An 18,247-nucleotide genomic window follows, 5' to 3' on the forward strand; every position below is an offset into this window, starting at 1 on the left:
GGCGAGCGCGCCAAGGGGGAGATGCGAACGGGCCCGCCGGCTGACCGGCGGGCCCGTCCCACTGCGGAGGATGGGGGATTCGAACCCCCGAGGGCGTGAACCCAACACGCTTTCCAAGCGTGCGCCATAGGCCACTAGGCGAATCCTCCTGGCGGGTCGAGAGTACCCGAGGACCGGCCTCGGATCGAACCGCCGGGGCCCAGGTGTGCGCCATCCCTCACCCGGGCCCCGGTCGGGGCGGCGGGATGGACCGGTCCTCAGCGTCCGTTAGACTTGGTGACGACCCCTCGTGCGGCGTCACCTCACTGAACTCCCCCAGGGCCGGAAGGCAGCAAGGGCAGGTGAGCTCTGGCGGGTGCGCGAGGGGTCCTTGCATGTCTGCACAGGGGGGCGCGGGGAGGGGTTCCGGGCGCCTAGAGTTCGTCGGGTGAGCACCGCCCTGTACCGCCGCTACCGCCCCGAGACCTTTGCGGACGTCATCGGGCAGGAGCACGTCACCGACCCGCTGCGGGCCGCGCTGCGCTCGGACCGCATCACCCACGCCTACCTCTTCTCCGGGCCTCGCGGTTGCGGGAAGACGACGTCGGCGCGCATCTTCGCGCGTTGCCTCAACTGCGCCGAGGGCCCGACGGACACCCCGTGCGGTGTCTGCCCCAGCTGCGTCGACCTCGCCCGCGGCGGCTCCGGCTCGCTCGACGTCGTCGAGATGGACGCCGCCTCGCACGGTGGCGTCGACGACGCGCGCGAGCTGCGGGAGCGGGCCGCCTTCGCCCCCGCCCGGGACCGCTACAAGATCTTCATCATCGACGAGGCGCACATGGTGACGAGCCAGGGCTTCAACGCCCTGCTCAAGCTCGTCGAGGAGCCGCCGGCGCACGTGAAGTTCGTCTTTGCGACGACGGAGCCCGAGAAGGTCATCGGGACCATCCGCTCCCGCACCCACCACTACCCCTTCCGCCTCGTGCCGCCGGAGCGGCTGCAGTCCTACCTTGAGGAGCTCTGCACGGCCGAGGGCGTGCGGGTGGAAACGGGCGTGCTGCCGCTCGTCGTCCGCGCGGGCGGCGGCTCGGTGCGTGACTCCCTGTCGGTGCTCGACCAGCTCATCGCCGGTGCCCAGGACGGTGAGGTCAGCTACGAGCGGGCCGTCGCCCTGCTCGGCTACACCCACGCAACCCTGCTCGACGACGTCGTCGACGCGCTGGCCGCCCGCGACGGCGCGAGCCTCTTCCGCGTGGTGGACCGCGTCATCGACTCCGGGCACGACCCACGGCGCTTCGCCGAGGACCTCCTCGAGCGGATCCGCGACCTCGTCGTCATCGCCGTGTCCGGGGAGCACGCGGTCTCCGTGCTGCGCTCGCTGCCCAGGGACCAGTTCGAGCGCATGCGGGTCCAGTCCCAGCAGCTCGGCCCCGCCGAGCTCACCCGCGCCGGCGACCTCGTCAACGACGCCCTCACCGAGATGAGCGGCGCCACCTCCCCGCGTCTGCAGCTCGAGCTCATGTGCGCGCGGCTGCTCCTGCCGGGCGCGGACGACGCCGCCCGCGGCCACGGGGCCCGCCTGGACCGCATCGAGCGTCATCTCTCCAGCGGGGGAGGCGCACCGGCCGCTCCGGCTGCCGCCCAGCCCGTGGCGGCCCAGTCCGCGCGTGCCCAGGCTGCGCCCGCGCCGTCGGCTCCAACTCAGGCCGCGCCGTCGCCCGCCGAGGCTGGCGCCGCGCCGTCGACCTCGGCCAAGGCTGCGCCTGCACCGTCCGCTCCGGCTGAGGCAGCGCCCGCGCCGTCGACCCCGGCCGCGCCCGTGCCGTCGGCTCCCGCGCAGGACGCGCCCGCTCGGTCCGCGCCGTCCCAGGCTGCGTCGGCGCCCGCCGAGGAGGCCCCAACCCCGACGCAGGCCGGGTCTGCGGCCCCCGGGTCCCAGCCCGCCTCCGGACCGGACCGCGACGACCACCCGCAGCGGGAGGACACCCGCCGGGTGGAGGAGCAGTCGGACGCCGGTCCGGCGGCGGCCGAGCGTCCCAGCCACGACGGCCCCCGCGAGGAGCAGCAGACCGGACGCGAGGCTGCCGCCCCCGAGCGGTCGGACGTCGCAAGCTCGCAGGACGCCCCGCCCTCCGGGTCCGCGCAGGAGGACGACCGCCCCGCCATCCAGCCCCCGCAGCGCGAGCAGCCCGCGTGGGGCATGGACCGGACGTCCGAGCGCCCCGCGACCCAGGTCCCGGCCACGCGGCAGGCGGCGGAGACGCGGTCCGAGGCCGGCTGGGGCAGCGCGCCCGCGAGCCCGGCCCCCGGCGGCCCTGCGCCCAGCCGCGGGGTGACGCCCAGCGGCGGCGCCGCGCCTGCCGCCCCCGCGCCGACCGGCCCGGACGCGGACCTCATCCGCCGCCGGTGGCCAGAGGTGCTCTCCACCCTCGCGCGCTTCAAGCGCACCACCTGGGCGCTGGTCTCCCAGAACGCCCAGGTCGGCGAAGTCTCCGGGGGAGTGCTCCACCTCGCCTTCGCCACCTCCGGGCTCGCGCACACCTTCGGCAGCGGCGCCCACAGCGAGCACCTCCAGCGCGCGCTCCTCGAGACCCTCGGGGTCCAGCTCCGCATCGAGCCCGTGCTCAGCACCGCGGCCGAGGACGGGCGGCAGGGCGAGGCCCCCTACGCGGCCCCCGCACCGGCCACCTCCTCCGCCTGGGGAGCCCCGGACCCCGGCCCCGCGGCCGAGCCCTGGGGCGAGCCCGCACCCGAGCCGCCGGCCTGGACCGCCGAGCCGGCGGCGCCGCCGAGCCCCGAGCCCGACTCCCGGGCCCCCGCCGCGTCACCGCCGTCGGCCGGCTCGCCGTCGTCGTCCGCGACGGGACGGGACGGAGCGGGCCAGCAGGCAGGCGCCGCTGCACTGCGCACGGCGCCGCCTGCGCCGGAGCCGCCCGCCGCGGCACGGATCGCGCCCGCCGACGACGTCCCGAGCATGGACGACCCGGACGCGGAGCACTCCGGGCTCGTCGGGGCGCCCCTCATCGAGCGGATGCTCGGCGGGACGATCATCCACGAGGAGTAGCCGCCGCGGCGCGGCCCGCCCGCCAGCGAGCGCACGCGAAACTACCGAGCGCGGGTGGCATACCCCTAGCGCTCGTCAGTCTCGCGTGCGGTCGGTGCGCGGAGCTGATCACCCCCACCGCCCCGGTGTCACCGGGGGGACGTACGCTGTCCAGGTGTACGAAGGCGCTGTGCAGGACCTCATCGACGAGCTCGGTCGACTCCCCGGGATCGGGCCCAAGAGCGCCCAGCGGATCGCGTTCCACATTCTTTCGGCCGAGACCGCGGACGTCGAGCGGCTCGCGCACGTCCTCACGGAGGTCAAGAGCAAGGTCCGCTTCTGCGAGGTGTGCGGCAACGTCTCCGAGGGTGAGCGCTGCCGCATCTGCCTGGACACCCGCCGCAGCGACGACGTCCTGTGCGTCGTCGAGGAGGCCAAGGACGTCGTCGCCATCGAGCGCACCCGCGAGTTCCGGGGGAAGTACCACGTGCTCGGTGGCGCGATCAACCCGATCAACGGGATCGGCCCGGACAACCTCCGCATCCGTGAGCTCATGACCCGCCTGGCCGACGGCAACGTCACCGAGGTCATCCTCGCCACCGACCCCAACATCGAGGGCGAGGCCACCGCCACGTACCTCGCCCGGATGCTGCGCGGCATGGACATCCCCGTCTCGCGGCTCGCCTCCGGCCTGCCCGTCGGCGGGGACCTCGAGTACGCGGACGAGATCACCTTGGGCCGGGCCTTCGAGGGACGCAGGAGGATCGATGCCTGAGGACCAGACGCAGACCGCGGAGGCCGCCGACCTCCACGCCCTGGCCGGCGCGATGGCCGCCGAGTCGGAGCGCTTCCTCGAGACGGCCACGCAGGTGGCCGCCGGCGCCCACCCGGACCTCGCCATCTCGCTGCTCCTCCTCGCGCTCGCCGACCTCAGCGCCGCCGGGGCCCGTCTCGGCGCGGTCACCGACGTCGTCCCGCCGCAGCGCTTCGAGCCCGACGACGGCGACGAGCCCGACGCCGACCCGCTCCGGCTCGGTCTGGCGAACGTCTTCGACGGCCTCGACGAGTACCGCGAGGTCCCCGACCCGCTCGTCGACAACGTCTCCGTCTCCGGCATGCTGTCCGCGGACATCGCCGAGGTGGCCCTCGCGCTGCGTCGCGGCCTCATCCACCACCGCGCCGGCAACGTCATCGAGGCGCTGTGGTGGTGGCAGTTCTCCTACCTGTCCAACTGGGGCGACCGCGCCGCGGCCGCCCTGCGCGCCCTGCTCTCGGTGCTCTCCCACGTCCGCCTCGACGTGCCGGCCGACGTCGCCGCCGACGCCGAGTTCGACGCCCTCCACGCCGACGGCGGCGCCTGACCCCATCCGCCGCGATCCCCGAAGGGGCCGCCCGGCCTGGTGCGGCAGGATGGGCGGGTGCCCCTCGACCTGGACGTCCTCGGCCTCGTCCTCCTGCTGCTCGCCGGCTTCACCGCCGGCTGGGTGGACGCCGTCGTCGGTGGCGGTGGTCTCATCCAGCTGCCGGCGCTGCTCCTCGTCCCGGGCATCAGCCCGGTCCAGGCGCTGGCGACCAACAAGGTCGGCTCGATCATGGGCACATCGGTCAGCGCCCTCACCTACTACCGGCGCGTAGGCCCGGACCTGCGCACAGCGGCGCCCATGGCACTGGCCGCGCTCGTCGGCGCCTTCGGCGGGGCAGTGCTCGCCGCCCAGATCCCCGCCGAGCTCTTCACCCCGATCATCCTCGTCGTCCTCCTCGCGGTGGCGGCCTGGACGATCGCCCGGCCCAAGATCGGCGCCACGACCGACCTGCGCTGGAGCGGCCGCGGCCACCACCTCGCCGCCGCCGCCCTCGGCCTGATCATCGGCGCCTACGACGGGCTGCTCGGCCCCGGCACCGGGACCTTCCTCGTCATCAGCCTCGTCTCCGTGCTCGGCTACGCCTTTCTGCCGGCCTCGGCGCTGGCGAAGATCGTCAACTTCGCGACGAACGCCGGCGCGCTCCTGTTCTTCGTCCCGCACGGCGCCGTCCTGTGGGGCCTGGGCCTGGCGCTCGGGGCGGCGAACCTCGCCGGTGGCTACCTCGGCGCGCGGATGGCCGTGGCGAAGGGCAGCAGCTTCGTCCGGATCGTGTTCCTCGTCGTCGTCCTCGCGCTCATCGCCCGTCTGGGCTGGGACGTGCTCAGCGGGTGACCGTTGACGCAGGCTTTCCAGCGGGCGGACACTTGGATGACCGAGATCTGAGATCGACCTAGACTGTGCTGCGTTCTCGGGGCCGCGCCCCCTCCCGGCCGGCTCCACCTGTACCCAACCAGCGGAGCCCTCTCGTGCCCCTTGTCGTGCAGAAGTTCGGCGGTTCGTCCGTCGCGGACGCCACCAGCATCAAGCGCGTCGCGAAACGGATCGTCGAGACCAAGGAGGCCGGCAACGACGTCGTCGTCGTCGTGTCGGCCATGGGCGACACCACCGACGAGCTGCTCGACCTCGCCGCCTCGGTCACCGCGACGCCGTCCGAGCGTGAGCTGGACATCCTCCTCACGGCCGGCGAGCGCATCTCCATGGCAATCCTCGCGATGGCGATCACCGAGCTCGGCGTCACGGCCCGGTCCTACACCGGCCAGCAGGCCGGCGTGCTCACCGACGCCGCCCACGGCAAGGCCTCGATCGTCGGCGTCGTCCCCGAGCGCATCGCCCGCACCATCCAGGAGGGCGGCGTCGCGATCGTCGCCGGCTTCCAGGGCGTGAGCGAGAACCAGGACGCCACCACCCTGGGCCGCGGCGGCTCCGACACGACCGCCGTCGCCCTCGCCGCGGCGCTGGACGCCGACGTCTGCGAGATCTACACCGACGTCGACGGCCTGTTCACCGCGGACCCGCGCATCGTGCCCACCGCCCGCCAGATCACCTCGATCACCAGCGAGGAGACCCTGGAGATGGCGGCGCACGGCGCCAAGATCCTGCACCTGCGAGCGGTCGAGTACGCCCGCCGCTACGGGGTGCCCATCCACGTGCGATCCTCCTTCTCCTCCAAGGTGGGGACCTGGATCAGCAACGACGACTCCCAGAGCGAGGAGAGCAGCATGGAAGACCCGATCATCGCCGGGGTCGCCCACGACCGCAGCCAGGGCAAGATCACCGTCAAGGGGGTCCCCGACGTCCCGGGTGCGGCCGCCCGCCTGTTCGCGGTGGTCGCCGGCGCCGGCGCGAACGTCGACATGATCGTGCAGAACGTCTCGTCCTCGGCCACCGGCCTCACCGACATCTCCTTCACGCTGCCCGAGTCCGACGGCGAGGCCACCCTCGCCGCGCTGCGGGCTGCCGCCGGGGACCTGGGCTACGCGGACCTGCGCTACGACGACCAGATCGGCAAGCTCTCGCTCGTCGGGGCGGGCATGCGCTCCCACCCGGGCGTCTCCGCCAAGCTCTTCGGCGCGCTCTTCGACGCCGGCATCAACATCGAGATGATCTCGACCTCGGAGATCCGCATCTCCGTCGTCACCCGCGCCGAGGTGCTCGACGCCGCCGTACGCGCCGTCCACAGCGCCTTCGAGCTGGACAGCAGCGAGTCCGAGGCCGTGGTCTACGGAGGGTCGGGGCGATGAGCACTCACGCAGCAGACCGGGCCGGCGTCACGCTGGCCGTCGTTGGCGCCACCGGGCAGGTCGGCGCGGTCATGCGCCAGATCCTCGAGGACCGCGACTTCCCCGTCGCGGCCATCCGCTACTTCGCCTCTGCCCGTTCCGCCGGCACGACCTTGCCCTGGAAGGGCGAGGACGTCGTCGTCGAGGACGTGGCGACGGCGGACGTCAGCGGTATCGACATCGCCGTGTTCTCCGCCGGCGGGGCCACGTCCCGGGAGCAGGCGCCGCGCTTCGTCGCGGCCGGTGCGCTCGTCGTGGACAACTCCTCGGCGTTCCGCAAGGACCCGCAGGTGCCCCTCATCGTCTCCGAGGTCAACCCGCACGCCCTGGAGGACATCCCCGCCGGGATCGTCGCCAACCCCAACTGCACGACCATGGCCGCGATGCCGACGCTCAAGGTGCTCCACGAGGAGGCCGGCCTCAAGCGGCTCATCGTCTCGACCTACCAGGCCGTGTCCGGATCGGGTGTCGCCGGGGTCCGTGAGCTCGACACCCAGGTACGGGCCGCCGTCGAGCAGGACACGACGGCGCTCGCGCAGGACGGTTCCGCTGTGACCCTGCCCGAGCCGCAGACCTACGTCGCGCCGATCGCCTTCGACGTCGTCGCCCTCGCGGGCAGCATCGTCGACGACGGCAGCGAGGAGACCGACGAGGAGCAGAAGCTCCGCAACGAGTCCCGCAAGATCCTCGACCTGCCCGGGCTCGCCGTCTCCGGCACCTGCGTGCGGGTGCCGGTGTTCTCCGGCCACTCGCTGTCGATCAACGCCGAGTTCGAGCGCCCGATCTCCGCCGAGCGCGCCCGCGAGCTCCTCGCGGACGCCCCGGGCGTCGAGCTCGCCGACGTGCCCACGCCCCTGGAGGCGACGGGCAAGGACGCGACCTTCGTCGGTCGTATCCGACAGGACCAGAGCGTCGAGGACGGCCGCGGGCTCGCCCTGTTCGTCGTCGGGGACAACCTGCGCAAGGGCGCGGCGCTCAACACCATCCAGATCGCCGAGCTCCTCGCCGAGAAGATCCTCGCCGGCGCGTAACCCCCACACCCCTCCGCCGAGTACGCACAAACGGTCACCAGCGGGCGCCTGCCAGCGCCGCCCGGTGACCGTTTGTGCGTACTCGGCGGTCAGGTGGGGAGGTGGCGGGTGACGAAGTCGAGCTGGACCCGCATCTGCTGCACCTGCTCGGCGGCGACGTGCGAACCGTGCCCGCCGCCGTACTGGTAGAGCTCGACGACGCCGCCCCGCTCCCGCAGGGCGCTCTCGTAGCGCTGCACCTGCCGCAGGGGGCAGCGCGGGTCGTTCAGCCCCGCTAGCAGCAGCACCGGCGCCCGTACCGCGCCGACGTAGGTGATGGGGCTCGCGGCCGCGTAGGCCTCGGGGACCTCCTCCGGTGAGCCGCCGAGCAGCGCCCGGTCGACCGACTGCAGGGTGGCCAGCTCGTCCTCGTAGGCCGCGACGTAGTCCGCCACGGGTACGTCGGCCAGGCCGAGCGCCCACCGCTCGGGCTGGGTGCCCAGGCCGAGCAGCGTGAGGTAGCCGCCCCACGACGCCCCGGCGAGCACCGAGCGCCGCGGGTCCAGCGTCCCCTCGGCCACGAGGCCGCCGTGGACGGCGGCGATGTCGGCGAGCTCTGCCCGGCCGACGTCGCCCTCGATGGCGTCGCGCCACCGGGTGCCGTAGCCGGTCGAGCCGCGGAAGTTCACGCTGAGGACGGCGAAGCCGTGGTCCACCCAGGCCGCCAGGGTGGGGGAGAAGGAGTCGGTGCGGTGGTCGGCCGGCCCGCCGTGGACGTCGACGACGACGGGGTGCGGGCCCGTCCCCGTGGCGGGCAGCCGCAGGAGCGCGTGCACCTCGCCGTCGGGACCCGGCACGTCGACGTCGCGCACCCCGACGGACAGGCGGGGACGCGGGCCGACGGGAGCGAGGAGGACGGCGCCGGTCCGGGTGGTGCGGACGCTGGGCGGTTCGGCGGCCGAGGACCACGAGTACCAGACGTCGCCGTCGGGGCGCGCCGTCGCGCCGTCGACGGTCCCGTCGGCCGGCCCGACCAGGGTGCTGCGCCCGGTGCGCAGGTCGTGGCGGTGCAGGCGGGTGCGCGCCCGGTGGTCCACGGCCAGCAGCACGGCGTCCCCGGAGGGGTACCACGTGGCGTCGGCGACCTCGCCGTCGACGTCGAGGGCGAGCTCGCGCCACGCGCCGCTCAGCACGTCCCAGACCGCGGCTCGGGGCGTGCCGGTGCGCTCGTGGAGGACGAGGAGGCGGGAGTCGCCGGGGAGGGGCGGGAAGTCGAGCGCCCACAGTCCACGGCCCGGGCCGTCGTCGAGCGCGGCGACCGTCGCGCCGGTGTCCGCCGAGAGCACGCGCAGGGCCGGGTGGCGCGGGTCGCCGCGCTCGCCGTGGCCGACGACGAGCAGGTTCCCGTCGTCGCTCAGGGCCGCGGCCTCGGCGTCGTGGTCCCCGGCGTAGAGGAGCACCGGGGCGGGGGTCGCCGAGAAGCCGTCGAGGAAGACCTGGTGGATGGTCGTGCCGGCGTCCGGGTCGGTGCGCCCGACGACGCCCGTGCCGTCGCGCGCGAGGTGCAGACCCGCCTGGTAGGCGGGTGGAAGCGGGAGCGGCGTCTCGGCGGACCACCCTGGCGGGGAGCCGAAGGGCTGGCGCCGCCAGCTGCCCCACTCGTCGCCGTCGGTGTCGGCGAACCACCACAGCCACCGGCCGGCCGGGTCGATCGTCGCGTCGGTCGTGCCCGCGGGACGGTCCGTGGCGGCCACGAGACGTCCGGTGCTCGCCTCCCACGAGTGCGCCTGCGGGCGCCCCTCGACGGTCGCGACGACGCACGCGCGGTCCGGCGCGTCCGTTGCCCACTCGGGCACCTCGACCTCGGGCGCCCGGAAGCGCTGCTCCCAGGCCGGGGGCGGCCAACCGCCCGGTGAGCTGCGTGCGGCGCGCGTGCGCCGGCCGCGGGAGCGTGACAGCCTCGACATGAGCCCAGCGTAGGTTGGCGGCGCACGCGCGAGACGGAATAGTTGACGGCGCCACGTGTTGACCCGCAGACAACCCCGATCGACAGGAGTGAGCATGGCTACCACCGACGTGACCGCGACGACCCTCGAGCAGACCATCACGGACAACGACATCGTCCTGGTGGACTTCTGGGCCGACTGGTGCGGCCCCTGCAAGCAGTTCGCGCCGGTCTACGAGAAGGCCTCCGAGAAGCACGGGGACATCGTCTTCGCCAAGGTCGACACCGAGGCGGAGCAGCAGCTCGCCGCTCAGGCCGGCATCACCGCGATCCCCACGCTCATGGCCTTCCGTGAGGGCGTCCTCGTCTTCTCCCAGGCCGGTGCCCTGCCCGGCCCGCAGCTCGAGCAGCTCATCGACCAGGTCAAGGGCCTGGACATGGAGGAGGTCCGGGCCAAGGTTGCCGACGCCCAGGCGGAGCAGCAGGCCTGAGTACACTCGGCCGCGTCCGCGCCGCCGCCCCCCGCGCGGCGGGGGACGCCGGCAATGTCCCGTGAGGTGAGATGAGACGCGTGTCGTGGGGCATGGCGACGCTGGCGACGGCGGCCGCCCTGCTGGGCGCCGTCCCGGCGCCCACGCCGGCGCCCGTGCCCGAGTCCGGGGACCCCTGGGTGGCCCCCCGGATCCTCGGCGGCACGGGCGTGCCCGACGGTGGACGGGTGCCCGACGGCGCACGCGCGCCTGATGAGAACCGCGCATCCGCCGTCGGTGGCAAGGACCGCAAGCCGCCCGCCAAGGCACCCACTCTCGCCTTTCTCGCCGAGCAGGGCGGCCTGTGGCGCACCGCCGTGCCGCACGACGCCGGCGGGCACCTGCGCACCGTCCCGGGCGCCGTCGCGGCCCCGCACGAGGCGGAGCGCGTCGTCACCGTGCGCGTGGAGGTCGAGACGGGGCTGGGGGTGGACGGGCGCGAGTTCGCCCGTCAGGTCATGGACACGCTCAACGACCCGCGCGGGTGGGGCCACGACGGCTCCGTCGTCTTCGCCCGCACCGACGGCGAGGCGGACGTCGACCTCACGCTCGCCTCACCGGCCACCACCGACGAGCTGTGCGCCCCGGTGGACACCGGCGGCACCGTCTCGTGCGGCCGGGTGGGCTACGCCGTCCTCAACGCGGTCCGTTGGGCGCAGGGCGCCGAGCCCTTCCTCGAGGCCGGTGGGACGGTCGCCGAGTACCGCCACTACCTCGTCAACCACGAGGTCGGCCACGTCATCGGTTACGGGCACGTCGGCTGCCCCGCCCCGGGCGAGCCGGCCCCGGTCATGGTCCAGCAGACCCTCGGCCTGGGCGGCTGCCTGCCCAACGGCTGGCCCGCAGGCTGACGGCCGCTCGCGGAGACGACGAAGGCCCGGGACCTCACGGTCCCGGGCCTTCTACCGGTCGGGGTGGCGGGATTCGAACCCACGACCTCCTCGTCCCGAACGAGGCGCGCTACCAAGCTGCGCCACACCCCGGTAAAGCCAGATCAGGATAGCGGAGCACCTGCTCAGGAGTGAAACCGCCACCCCGCCGTGTGAGGCATGTCGCTACTCGGTGGCCACGAGCTGGAGCAGGCTGACCTCGGGCCGGCAGGCGAAGCGCACCGGCGTGTACGGGGAGGTGCCCATGCCGGCCGAGACGTTGAGCCACGCCGAGCCCTGCCCCCCGGGCGCGTCCGGACGGGGCCCCGGCCACCCGTGGAGCCCCCTCGCTCGCTCCCGGTCGAGGTCGCAGTTCGTCACGAGCGCGCCGTACCCCGGGACGCGGAGCTGGCCGCCGTGGGTGTGCCCGGCGAGGACCAGCCCGCACCCGTCGTCGGCCATCTGGTCCAGGACGCGCGTGTACGGGGCGTGCGAGACGCCGACGTGGAGGTTGCCGCGCTCGCCACCGGGGGCGGGGAAGCGGTCGCGCTCGAGGTGGGGATCGTCGACACCGACGAAGGACAGCCGCCGACCGGCGACGTCGAGACTCCCGCGGGTGTTGGTGAGGTCGAGCCACCCCCCGGAGCCCAGCACGTCGGCGAGCTCGTCGGTGGGCAGGGTCTGGGGCTCCTCGCTCGTCGTGCTCCGCCGCGAGGAGGGCATGAGATACCGGGCCGGGTTCTTCGGCTGCGGGGCGTAGTAGTCGTTGGAGCCGAGGACGAACACACCCGGCACGGTGAGCAGCTCGCCGAGGGCGTGCTCCACGGAGGGCACCGCCTCCTGGTGGGCGAGGTTGTCCCCGGTGGAGACGACGAGGTCCGGCTCCAGGTCCGCCAGGCGGCGTACCCACTCCTGCTTGCGCCGCTGGGTAGGTGTGAGGTGAAGGTCGGAGACGTGCAGGACCCGCAGCGGCCGGCTGCCCGGCGCCAGCACCGGCACCACGTGGGTGCGCACGGTGAAGAGCCGCGTCTCGGTCACGGCCCAGCCGAGACCGCCGACGGCGGTGAGCGCGGTGGCCGCCGCGAGCTTGCTGAGCACGGTCAGTCGTCGCCCCCGCCCCGGCCGCCGCTCGTGTAGATCGTCACCGTCTCCCCGCGCCGGGCGCTGCTGCCGGCCTCGGGGGTGGTGGCCACGGCCAGGCCCTCGGGCCAGCCGGAGTCCACGGGGTAGCCCATGGTGGTGTTGAAACCGGCCGCCTCGAGCGTCTGGCGGGCGTCCTCGACGGTCTGCCCGCCGATGCTCGGCACGCTGAGGAACTCCCCGCGCACCACCGTGCTCGCTGCGTCGTCGAAATTCTCGATCGGCATGTCCTTGGTGGCCTCGAGCATGTAGGCCTTCCACGTCGGTGCCGCGATGAGACCGCCGTAGACGCTCGGCACCCAGCGGCCGTTGATGGTGAGGTTGACCATCGGCTGGTCACCGTTCGCGTACCCCATCCACACCGCGCTGGAGATCTGCGGGGTGTATCCGACGAACCAGGCGTGCATCGCGTCGTTCGCCGTGCCGGTCTTGCCCGCGGTTGGCCGGGGAGGGATGCGGGCGGGAGATCCGGTGGAGTCCCACTCCGGACCCATGACCGCCTGGAGGGCGTGAGTGACGCCGTTGACGACGTCCTCCTCGAGCACCTGCTGGCAGTCCGAGGGGGGCACCGGGAAGTCCTCGCCGTTCCGGTCGACCATGGTGGTGATGGCGATCGGCTCGCAGTACGTGCCGCCGGCGGCGAGGGTGGCATAGGCGTTGGCCATCGACAGAGGGGTCACGGTGTTGGTGCCGAGAACCATGGCCGGGTTCGGCTTCAGCTCGGAGCCGTCACCGGTGCGTACTCCCATGTCGGCGGCGACATCGGTGATGTCGCACAGGTCCATCTGCTGCGCCATGACGACGAAGGAGGTGTTGACCGACTTCCGCGTCGACTCGAGCACTGTCTCCACGCCGCCGCCGAAGCCCTCGAGGTTCTTGGGCTTGTAGGGATCGCCGGGCGCGGGCGCGTAGTCGCCGCAGGAGATGTCCCAGACCTCGCGCGGGAACACGCGGTTCGCCGAGTTGACGCGGTCCATGAGGGAGTGGCCATCGCGCAGCCACTGGACGAGAGTGAAGACCTTGAAGGTGGACCCGGACAGGAAGCCGGAGCCGCCGCCGTGCGACTGCCCGACGTTGTAGTTGACCTGGGTGGCGCGGGGGTCGTCCTCCGAGGCCATGCCGTAGCGGGTGTTCTGGGCCATCGCGAAGATCCGGCCGGTGCCCGGCTCGATCGACGACAGTGCCATCGAGATCCCGGACTGGTCCTCGATCGGAACCGAGTCGGTGACGGCCTTGAAGGCGGCCTCCTGCTTGTCCGGGTCGAGGGTCGTGTGGATCTCCAGGCCACCGCGGTTGAGCAGCTGGCGACGGTCCTCGACGGTCTCGCCGTAGGCCTCGTTGGTGAGGATCTCGTTGACGACGTACTGGCAGAAGTAGGCGGCGGTGCCGGCGACGGCGCAGCCGCGGGGCGTGTCCTGGACGTCGAGCAGCATGTCCGCGATGGGGATCGCGACGGCCTCGTCGTACTGTTCCTGCGTGATGGCGTCGAGGGACAGCATGCGCCCGAGCACGGTGTTGCGGCGCTGCTCGGCGTTCTCCGGGTTGCTCACCGGGTCCCACTTGGCGGGGTTCTGCGTGATGCCGGCGAGCATCGCGGCCTCGGGGATGTTGAGGTCCGCGGCCGTCTTGTTGAAGTAGTGGTGCGCGGCGGACTCGATGCCGTACTGCGAGGGCCCGAACTGGGCGATGTTGAGGTAGCCGGTGAGGATCTCGTCCTTGGACCGCACCTTCTCCAGGGCGATGGCGAGCCGGGCCTCGCGCAGCTTGCGAGCGATGCCCGCGGCGCCGTCGGTCTCCGTGGCTGCCTGGTAGAGCTCCGGGTCGTTGCTGACGCGGCTCTCCTCGACCTGGATGTTCTTCACGTACTGCTGGGTGAGCGTCGAGGCGCCCTCGAGGTCGCCGCCGCCGACGTTGCGGGCGACGGCCCGCAGGATGCCCTCGGGGTCCACGCCGCCGTGGTCGTAGAAGCGGTGGTCCTCGATGGCGACGACGGCGTCCTTGACGTGCTGGGAGATGTCGTCGAAGCCGACGACGACGCGGTTCTCCGCGAAGAAGACGGCCATCTCGTTGCCCTTGGCGTCGTACATGACGCTCTGCTCGGACGGCTCGTCGATCTCGAGCTCGGTGGGGATGTCGCTGAAGAGGTCGGTGGTGGCGTTGCCGACGGCGCCGACGGAGCCGACGGCGGGCAGGAGAAGCCCTGCCGTCAGCACTCCTCCGGCCACGGCGATCAGCATGAACGCGATCATCATGGCGACGAGCTGGACGGGGCGGACGGCGCGCCCGCGCGGCATGGGACGTGAGGGCATTGCTCCAGGGTACGGCGCGTGCCCCGCGCAGGGGTGCACGGTGGGGCAGGTCACCGACTTTTCGCAGGGTTGTGGACATCCAGCCTGTGACATGTGACGATTTCGGCAAGGTCACGATTACGCCATAGGCCTTCCACGTCCCGACTAAGAGGGCTAGCGTCGGGACACAGACGAGCGGCAACGATGCCGTGGGAACGCAGGAGGTGGGGCATGAGCACTCACGACGACCAGACGTGGGCCGCGCGGGCCGCGTGTCGGACGATCGAGCCGGACGAGCTCTTCGTCCGTGGGGCTGCGCAGCGGGCGGCCCGGGAGCTGTGCTTCCGCTGCCCGGTGCGGATGGAGTGCCTGGCCGATGCGCTGGACTCCCACGTCACCTTCGGGGTGTGGGGTGGGCTGACGGAGCGGGAGCGTCGCGCGCTGCTGCGCCGCTACCCCGAGGTACGGTCCTGGGCCGACCGGCTCCAGGACGAGGAGGACGACATCATCGCCGAGCTCCGCGCCGACCGTGCGCCCCGCATCCTCGCCAAGATCCGTCAGGCCTAGAATGGCGCCATGACGACCTGGGAGTACGCGACCATTCCTCTGCTCATCCACAACACCAAGGCGATCCTCGACCAGTGGGGCGCCGACGGCTGGGAGCTCGTCCAGGTGGTGCCTGGACCCACACAGAACCCGGTCGCCTACCTCAAGCGCCCCAAGGCATGAGCATCGCCCGGCGTCTCCAGGAGCTCGGGCTCTCGCTGCCGCCGGTCGTGCCGCCGGTCGCGAGCTACGTGCCCGCGGTCCGTCACGGTGACCTCGTGTGGACCTCGGGTCAGTTGCCCATGGTCGACGGTGCGCTGCCCGTGACCGGCAAGGTGGGCGACGGCGAGGGGCTCGTCGCGCCCGCGCAGGCCACTGAGCTCGCCCGCGTGGCGGCGCTCAACGCCCTCGCAGCCGTCGCCGCGAAGGTCGGCAACCTCGACGCCGTCGTCCAGGTGGTCAAGGTCGTCGGCTACGTCGCCAGCGACCCCGCCTTCACGGGCCAGCCGGGCGTCGTCAACGGCGCCTCGGACCTGCTCGGGGAGATCTTCGGCGAGGCCGGGCGCCATGCGCGCAGCGCCGTCGGCGTCAGCGCCCTCCCCCTCGACGCGCCCGTGGAGATCGAGCTCGTCCTCGCCGTCGCCTGACGACACGCGCCCCACACACACGCCGAGAGCCGGATTCCTCCACGGAGGAATCCGGCTCTCGGCGAATGTGGGGGCGGGAGGCGCGGGTCAGCGCGCGCGGCGCTTGAGGCGCTCGAGGTCGAGGATCTGCACGGCGCGGCCCTCGAGGCGGATCCAGCCGCGGGAGATGAAGTCGGCGAGGGACTTGTTGACGGTCTCGCGGGAGGCGCCGACGAGCTGGGCCAGCTCCTCCTGGGTGAGGTCGTGGGCCACCCGCAGGCCGTCGGGGGTCTGCTCGCCGAAGCGGATCGACAGGTCGAGCAGCGCCTTGGCCACGCGGCCGGGGACGTCGGAGAAGACGAGGTCGGCGAGCGCCTCGTTGGTGCGGCGCAGGCGGCGGGCCAGCGCGCGCAGCATGTGCTTGGCCAGCTCGGGGCGCGTGTCGAGCAGGTGCATGAACGGGTCGTGCTGCAGCTCGAGCAGGCGGGCAGTGGCGACGGCGGTGGCCGTGGCGGTGCGCTCACCCGGCTCGAAGAGCGTGAGCTCGCCGAGCAGCTCGCCCGGGCCGAGGATGGCCAGGAGGTTCTCCCGGCCGTCGGTCGAGCGGTGCCCGAGCTTGATCTTGCCCTCGATGACGAGGAAGAGACGGTCCCCGGGGTCACCCTCGTGGAAGAGGGTCTCCCCGCGACGCAGGCTCACCTCGTGCATGGCCTCACGCAGGGCCGCTCGAGCGTCGTCGTCGAGGGAGGCAAAGAGGGGCACGGAGCTGATCGCGGAGTCGTCCACGTTTGCTTCCTTTTCACGTCGGTGTCGGCGGCCGGGCCGGAGCCCATGGCGACCATCCTGCCACTGAGAGCAGGCTGCCGCCCGTAACCTGGCCCGGTGAGCACCGACCTGCCGCTCGCCGAGCGTGGCCCGGCACCCGCCGTCGAGGTCGACGACGTCCTCACCGCGGAGTGGCCCGACGCCCGCTGCGAGCTCGACTTCTCCACCCCCTTCGAGCTCCTCGTCGCCACCGTCCTGTCCGCGCAGACGACGGACGTGCGGGTGAACTCCGTGACCCCGACGCTCTTCCGGCGGTGGCCCGGGCCGGCCGAGCTGGCGGCCGCGGGTCAGGGGGAGCTGGAGGAGGTGCTGCGGCCGCTGGGCTTCTTCCGCGCCAAGGCGACCTCGCTGCGCGGCCTCGCTGCGGCGCTGCTCGCCGACCACGGCGGGCAGGTGCCGGCGGACCTCGAGGAGCTGGTGAAGCTGCCCGGCGTGGGCCGCAAGACGGCGAACGTCGTGCTCGGCAACGCCTTCGGCGTCCCCGGCATCACGGTCGACACCCACGTCGGGCGGCTGGCGCGACGCCTGGGCTGGACCGAGAACAAGGACCCGGTGAAGGTGGAGCGCGACATCGCCGCCCTCGTGCCGGCGGAGCGGTGGACGATGCTGTGCCACCGGCTGATCTTCCACGGTCGTCGCGTCTGCCACTCGCGCCGGCCCGCCTGCGGCGCCTGCGTGCTCGCCGGCGTGTGCCCGAACTACGGGGTCGGGGAGACCGACCCGGCGGTTGCCGAGGGGCTCGTGCGCCGCCCCGACTGACGCCGGTCAGTCGGGGAGGCCGGCGAGGAAGTCGAGGAGGAGCCCGGTGACGGCCTCGGGGGCCTCCTCGGGCAGCAGGTGCCCGGCACCCGGGACGACGGCGGTGCGCAGCGGGCCCCGCACGTACGCCGGGTCCGCGGCGTAGGCGGCGGCGGGGGCGAAGCGGTCCGCGCCCCCGCGCACGCTGAGGACCGGCACGGTCACCGGGTGTGCCATGGCGGCGAGGTAGCGGCGGCCGTCCGGGCGCGGGGTCGAGCGCACGAGCCAGCGCAGGTGCTCGAGGCTCGTGTGGGCGACCGACGGGAGGCGCACCGCGGCCTGGTAGGCGCGCAGCTCCTCGGGTGGCAGGACCCGGCCGGGTGCGGAGAGGTCGGTGAGGACGCGCGTGACGAGGTCGCCGCGGCGCAGCGCCTGCTCCGGGAACCACGGCACCTGCACGCGGGCGAGGAAGGCGCGGGCGCGCGCGCCGAGGTGGTTGCGGAGGCGCAGCAGCGGTAGCGGGTGCGGGGCGCTGAGGACGGCGACGGCGCGGGTCACGCGCGGCTCGAGAACCGGCATCGACCACCCGAGGATGCCGCCGAAGCTGTGGCCCACGACGACCGCCCGTTCTCGGCCGAGCGAGCGGACCACGCCGCCGACGTCGGCGGTGAGCACCGGCGTCGCGTGCCCACCGGGCGGCTTGTCCGAACCGCCGAAGCCGCGGATGTCCATCGCCGCCACGCGGTGGCCGGCGTCGGCCAGCGCAGTCAGCTGGTGGCGCCAGGCCCACCAGAACTGGGGGAAGCCATGGAGCAGGACGACGAGCTCACCGGACTCGGGGCCCGCGAGGACAACGTGGAAGCGCGCACCGTTCGCCGGGACGAACCGGTGCTCCCACGGTCCGTCCTGCCACACCACACCCTGTCCACCAGCCACGGGGGAAGCGTAGACGGTCCGCGACCCACCCCACCCCAACCCCCGCATATGCGGGAAATTCGCGTGCTGGACGGGGTCCTGGCTGCGAATTTCCCGCATATGCGGAGGAAGGAGGGGGCGGAGGGGGGG

General features: G+C 73.3%; 17 protein-coding genes, 2 tRNA genes and 1 other RNA gene. 13 read left to right on the plus strand and 7 right to left on the minus strand.

Annotated elements, in window-relative coordinates; all coding sequences use genetic code 11:
- Positions 1-64 precede the first annotated feature (64 nt).
- Positions 65-149 (minus strand) — tRNA-Ser (locus tag M3148_RS09920).
- Positions 150-278: 129 nt separating this feature from the next.
- Here M3148_RS09920 and ffs point away from each other — a divergent pair.
- The 7 genes from ffs (at position 279) to M3148_RS09955 (ending at position 7,696) form a co-directional block, all read left to right on the plus strand.
- Positions 279-375, plus strand: an RNA gene (ffs, locus tag M3148_RS09925) — signal recognition particle sRNA small type.
- 52 nt (positions 376-427) lie between these two features.
- Positions 428-3,043 carry a DNA polymerase III subunit gamma and tau gene (locus M3148_RS09930; protein ID WP_251304533.1) on the plus strand — a complete coding sequence of 872 codons (2,616 nt, stop codon included), beginning with the start codon at positions 428-430 and terminating at the stop codon, positions 3,041-3,043.
- 154 nt (positions 3,044-3,197) lie between these two features.
- Positions 3,198-3,797, plus strand: a complete 600-nt coding sequence (recR, locus tag M3148_RS09935; protein WP_251304534.1) for a recombination mediator RecR — start codon at positions 3,198-3,200, stop codon at positions 3,795-3,797.
- Positions 3,790-4,383 (plus strand): DUF5063 domain-containing protein, encoded by a 594-nt coding sequence (locus tag M3148_RS09940; RefSeq protein ID WP_251304535.1) that lies wholly within the window; start codon positions 3,790-3,792, stop codon positions 4,381-4,383. Before recR ends, M3148_RS09940 begins: the two co-directional genes overlap by 8 nt.
- A 57-nt stretch (positions 4,384-4,440) precedes the next feature.
- Positions 4,441-5,217 (plus strand): sulfite exporter TauE/SafE family protein, encoded by a 777-nt coding sequence (locus M3148_RS09945; protein ID WP_251304536.1) that lies wholly within the window; start codon positions 4,441-4,443, stop codon positions 5,215-5,217.
- A gap of 134 nt (positions 5,218-5,351) precedes the next feature.
- Positions 5,352-6,626 (plus strand): aspartate kinase, encoded by a 1,275-nt coding sequence (locus M3148_RS09950; protein WP_251304537.1) that lies wholly within the window; start codon positions 5,352-5,354, stop codon positions 6,624-6,626.
- Positions 6,623-7,696, plus strand: coding sequence for an aspartate-semialdehyde dehydrogenase (locus tag M3148_RS09955; RefSeq protein ID WP_251304538.1), 1,074 nt, complete (start codon positions 6,623-6,625; stop codon positions 7,694-7,696). The genes M3148_RS09950 and M3148_RS09955 overlap by 4 nt, the downstream gene beginning before the upstream one ends.
- Positions 7,697-7,785: 89 nt before the next feature.
- Here the strand turns inward: M3148_RS09955 and M3148_RS09960 are convergent, their stop codons facing one another.
- On the minus strand, positions 7,786-9,642 hold the full coding sequence (locus M3148_RS09960; protein WP_251304539.1) for a prolyl oligopeptidase family serine peptidase: 1,857 nt from the start codon (positions 9,640-9,642) through the stop codon (positions 7,786-7,788).
- Positions 9,643-9,736: 94 nt separating this feature from the next.
- Here M3148_RS09960 and trxA point away from each other — a divergent pair, with 94 nt between their 5' ends.
- The gene (gene trxA, locus M3148_RS09965; RefSeq protein WP_251304540.1) at positions 9,737-10,111 is read left to right on the plus strand and encodes a thioredoxin; all 375 of its coding nucleotides are present in this window, start codon (positions 9,737-9,739) and stop codon (positions 10,109-10,111) included.
- A gap of 71 nt (positions 10,112-10,182) precedes the next feature.
- Complete coding sequence (locus M3148_RS09970; protein WP_251304541.1) at positions 10,183-11,001, plus strand: DUF3152 domain-containing protein; 819 nt, start codon at positions 10,183-10,185, stop codon at positions 10,999-11,001.
- A 58-nt stretch (positions 11,002-11,059) separates the two neighbouring features.
- Here the strand turns inward: M3148_RS09970 and M3148_RS09975 are convergent.
- The 3 genes from M3148_RS09975 to M3148_RS09985 all read right to left on the minus strand — a co-directional run bounded on the left by M3148_RS09975 (position 11,060) and on the right by M3148_RS09985 (position 14,468).
- A tRNA-Pro gene (locus tag M3148_RS09975) sits at positions 11,060-11,133 on the minus strand.
- 72 nt (positions 11,134-11,205) lie between these two features.
- The gene (locus M3148_RS09980) at positions 11,206-12,117 is read right to left on the minus strand and encodes a metallophosphoesterase (RefSeq protein WP_251304542.1); all 912 of its coding nucleotides are present in this window, start codon (positions 12,115-12,117) and stop codon (positions 11,206-11,208) included.
- 2 nt (positions 12,118-12,119) lie between these two features.
- Positions 12,120-14,468 carry a transglycosylase domain-containing protein gene (locus tag M3148_RS09985; RefSeq protein ID WP_251304543.1) on the minus strand — a complete coding sequence of 783 codons (2,349 nt, stop codon included), beginning with the start codon at positions 14,466-14,468 and terminating at the stop codon, positions 12,120-12,122.
- A gap of 210 nt (positions 14,469-14,678) precedes the next feature.
- Here M3148_RS09985 and M3148_RS09990 point away from each other — a divergent pair, with 210 nt between their 5' ends.
- From M3148_RS09990 to M3148_RS10000, 3 genes are read left to right on the plus strand one after another with little or no spacing between them, the layout of a single operon-like run.
- Positions 14,679-15,014 carry a WhiB family transcriptional regulator gene (locus tag M3148_RS09990; RefSeq protein ID WP_251304544.1) on the plus strand — a complete coding sequence of 112 codons (336 nt, stop codon included), beginning with the start codon at positions 14,679-14,681 and terminating at the stop codon, positions 15,012-15,014.
- A gap of 9 nt (positions 15,015-15,023) precedes the next feature.
- A complete protein-coding gene (locus M3148_RS09995; protein WP_110851617.1) occupies positions 15,024-15,176 on the plus strand; it encodes a DUF4177 domain-containing protein in 153 nt (50 codons plus the stop codon).
- Positions 15,173-15,640 carry a RidA family protein gene (locus tag M3148_RS10000; RefSeq protein WP_251304545.1) on the plus strand — a complete coding sequence of 156 codons (468 nt, stop codon included), beginning with the start codon at positions 15,173-15,175 and terminating at the stop codon, positions 15,638-15,640. Before M3148_RS09995 ends, M3148_RS10000 begins: the two co-directional genes overlap by 4 nt.
- Before the next feature lie 87 nt (positions 15,641-15,727).
- Here M3148_RS10000 and M3148_RS10005 read toward each other — a convergent pair whose 3' ends face one another.
- Positions 15,728-16,405 (minus strand): Crp/Fnr family transcriptional regulator, encoded by a 678-nt coding sequence (locus tag M3148_RS10005; protein WP_308203235.1) that lies wholly within the window; start codon positions 16,403-16,405, stop codon positions 15,728-15,730.
- A 96-nt stretch (positions 16,406-16,501) separates the two neighbouring features.
- Here M3148_RS10005 and nth point away from each other — a divergent pair, with 96 nt between their 5' ends.
- Positions 16,502-17,203 carry an endonuclease III gene (gene nth, locus M3148_RS10010; protein ID WP_251304546.1) on the plus strand — a complete coding sequence of 234 codons (702 nt, stop codon included), beginning with the start codon at positions 16,502-16,504 and terminating at the stop codon, positions 17,201-17,203.
- Between the two features lie 6 nt (positions 17,204-17,209).
- Here the strand turns inward: nth and M3148_RS10015 are convergent, their stop codons facing one another.
- Entirely contained in the window at positions 17,210-18,118 is a 909-nt protein-coding gene (locus tag M3148_RS10015) for an alpha/beta fold hydrolase (protein ID WP_251304547.1), read from the minus strand.
- Positions 18,119-18,247 lie beyond the last annotated feature (129 nt).

The organism is Georgenia satyanarayanai, assembly GCF_023715365.1.
GTDB lineage: Bacteria > Actinomycetota > Actinomycetes > Actinomycetales > Actinomycetaceae > Oceanitalea > Oceanitalea satyanarayanai_B.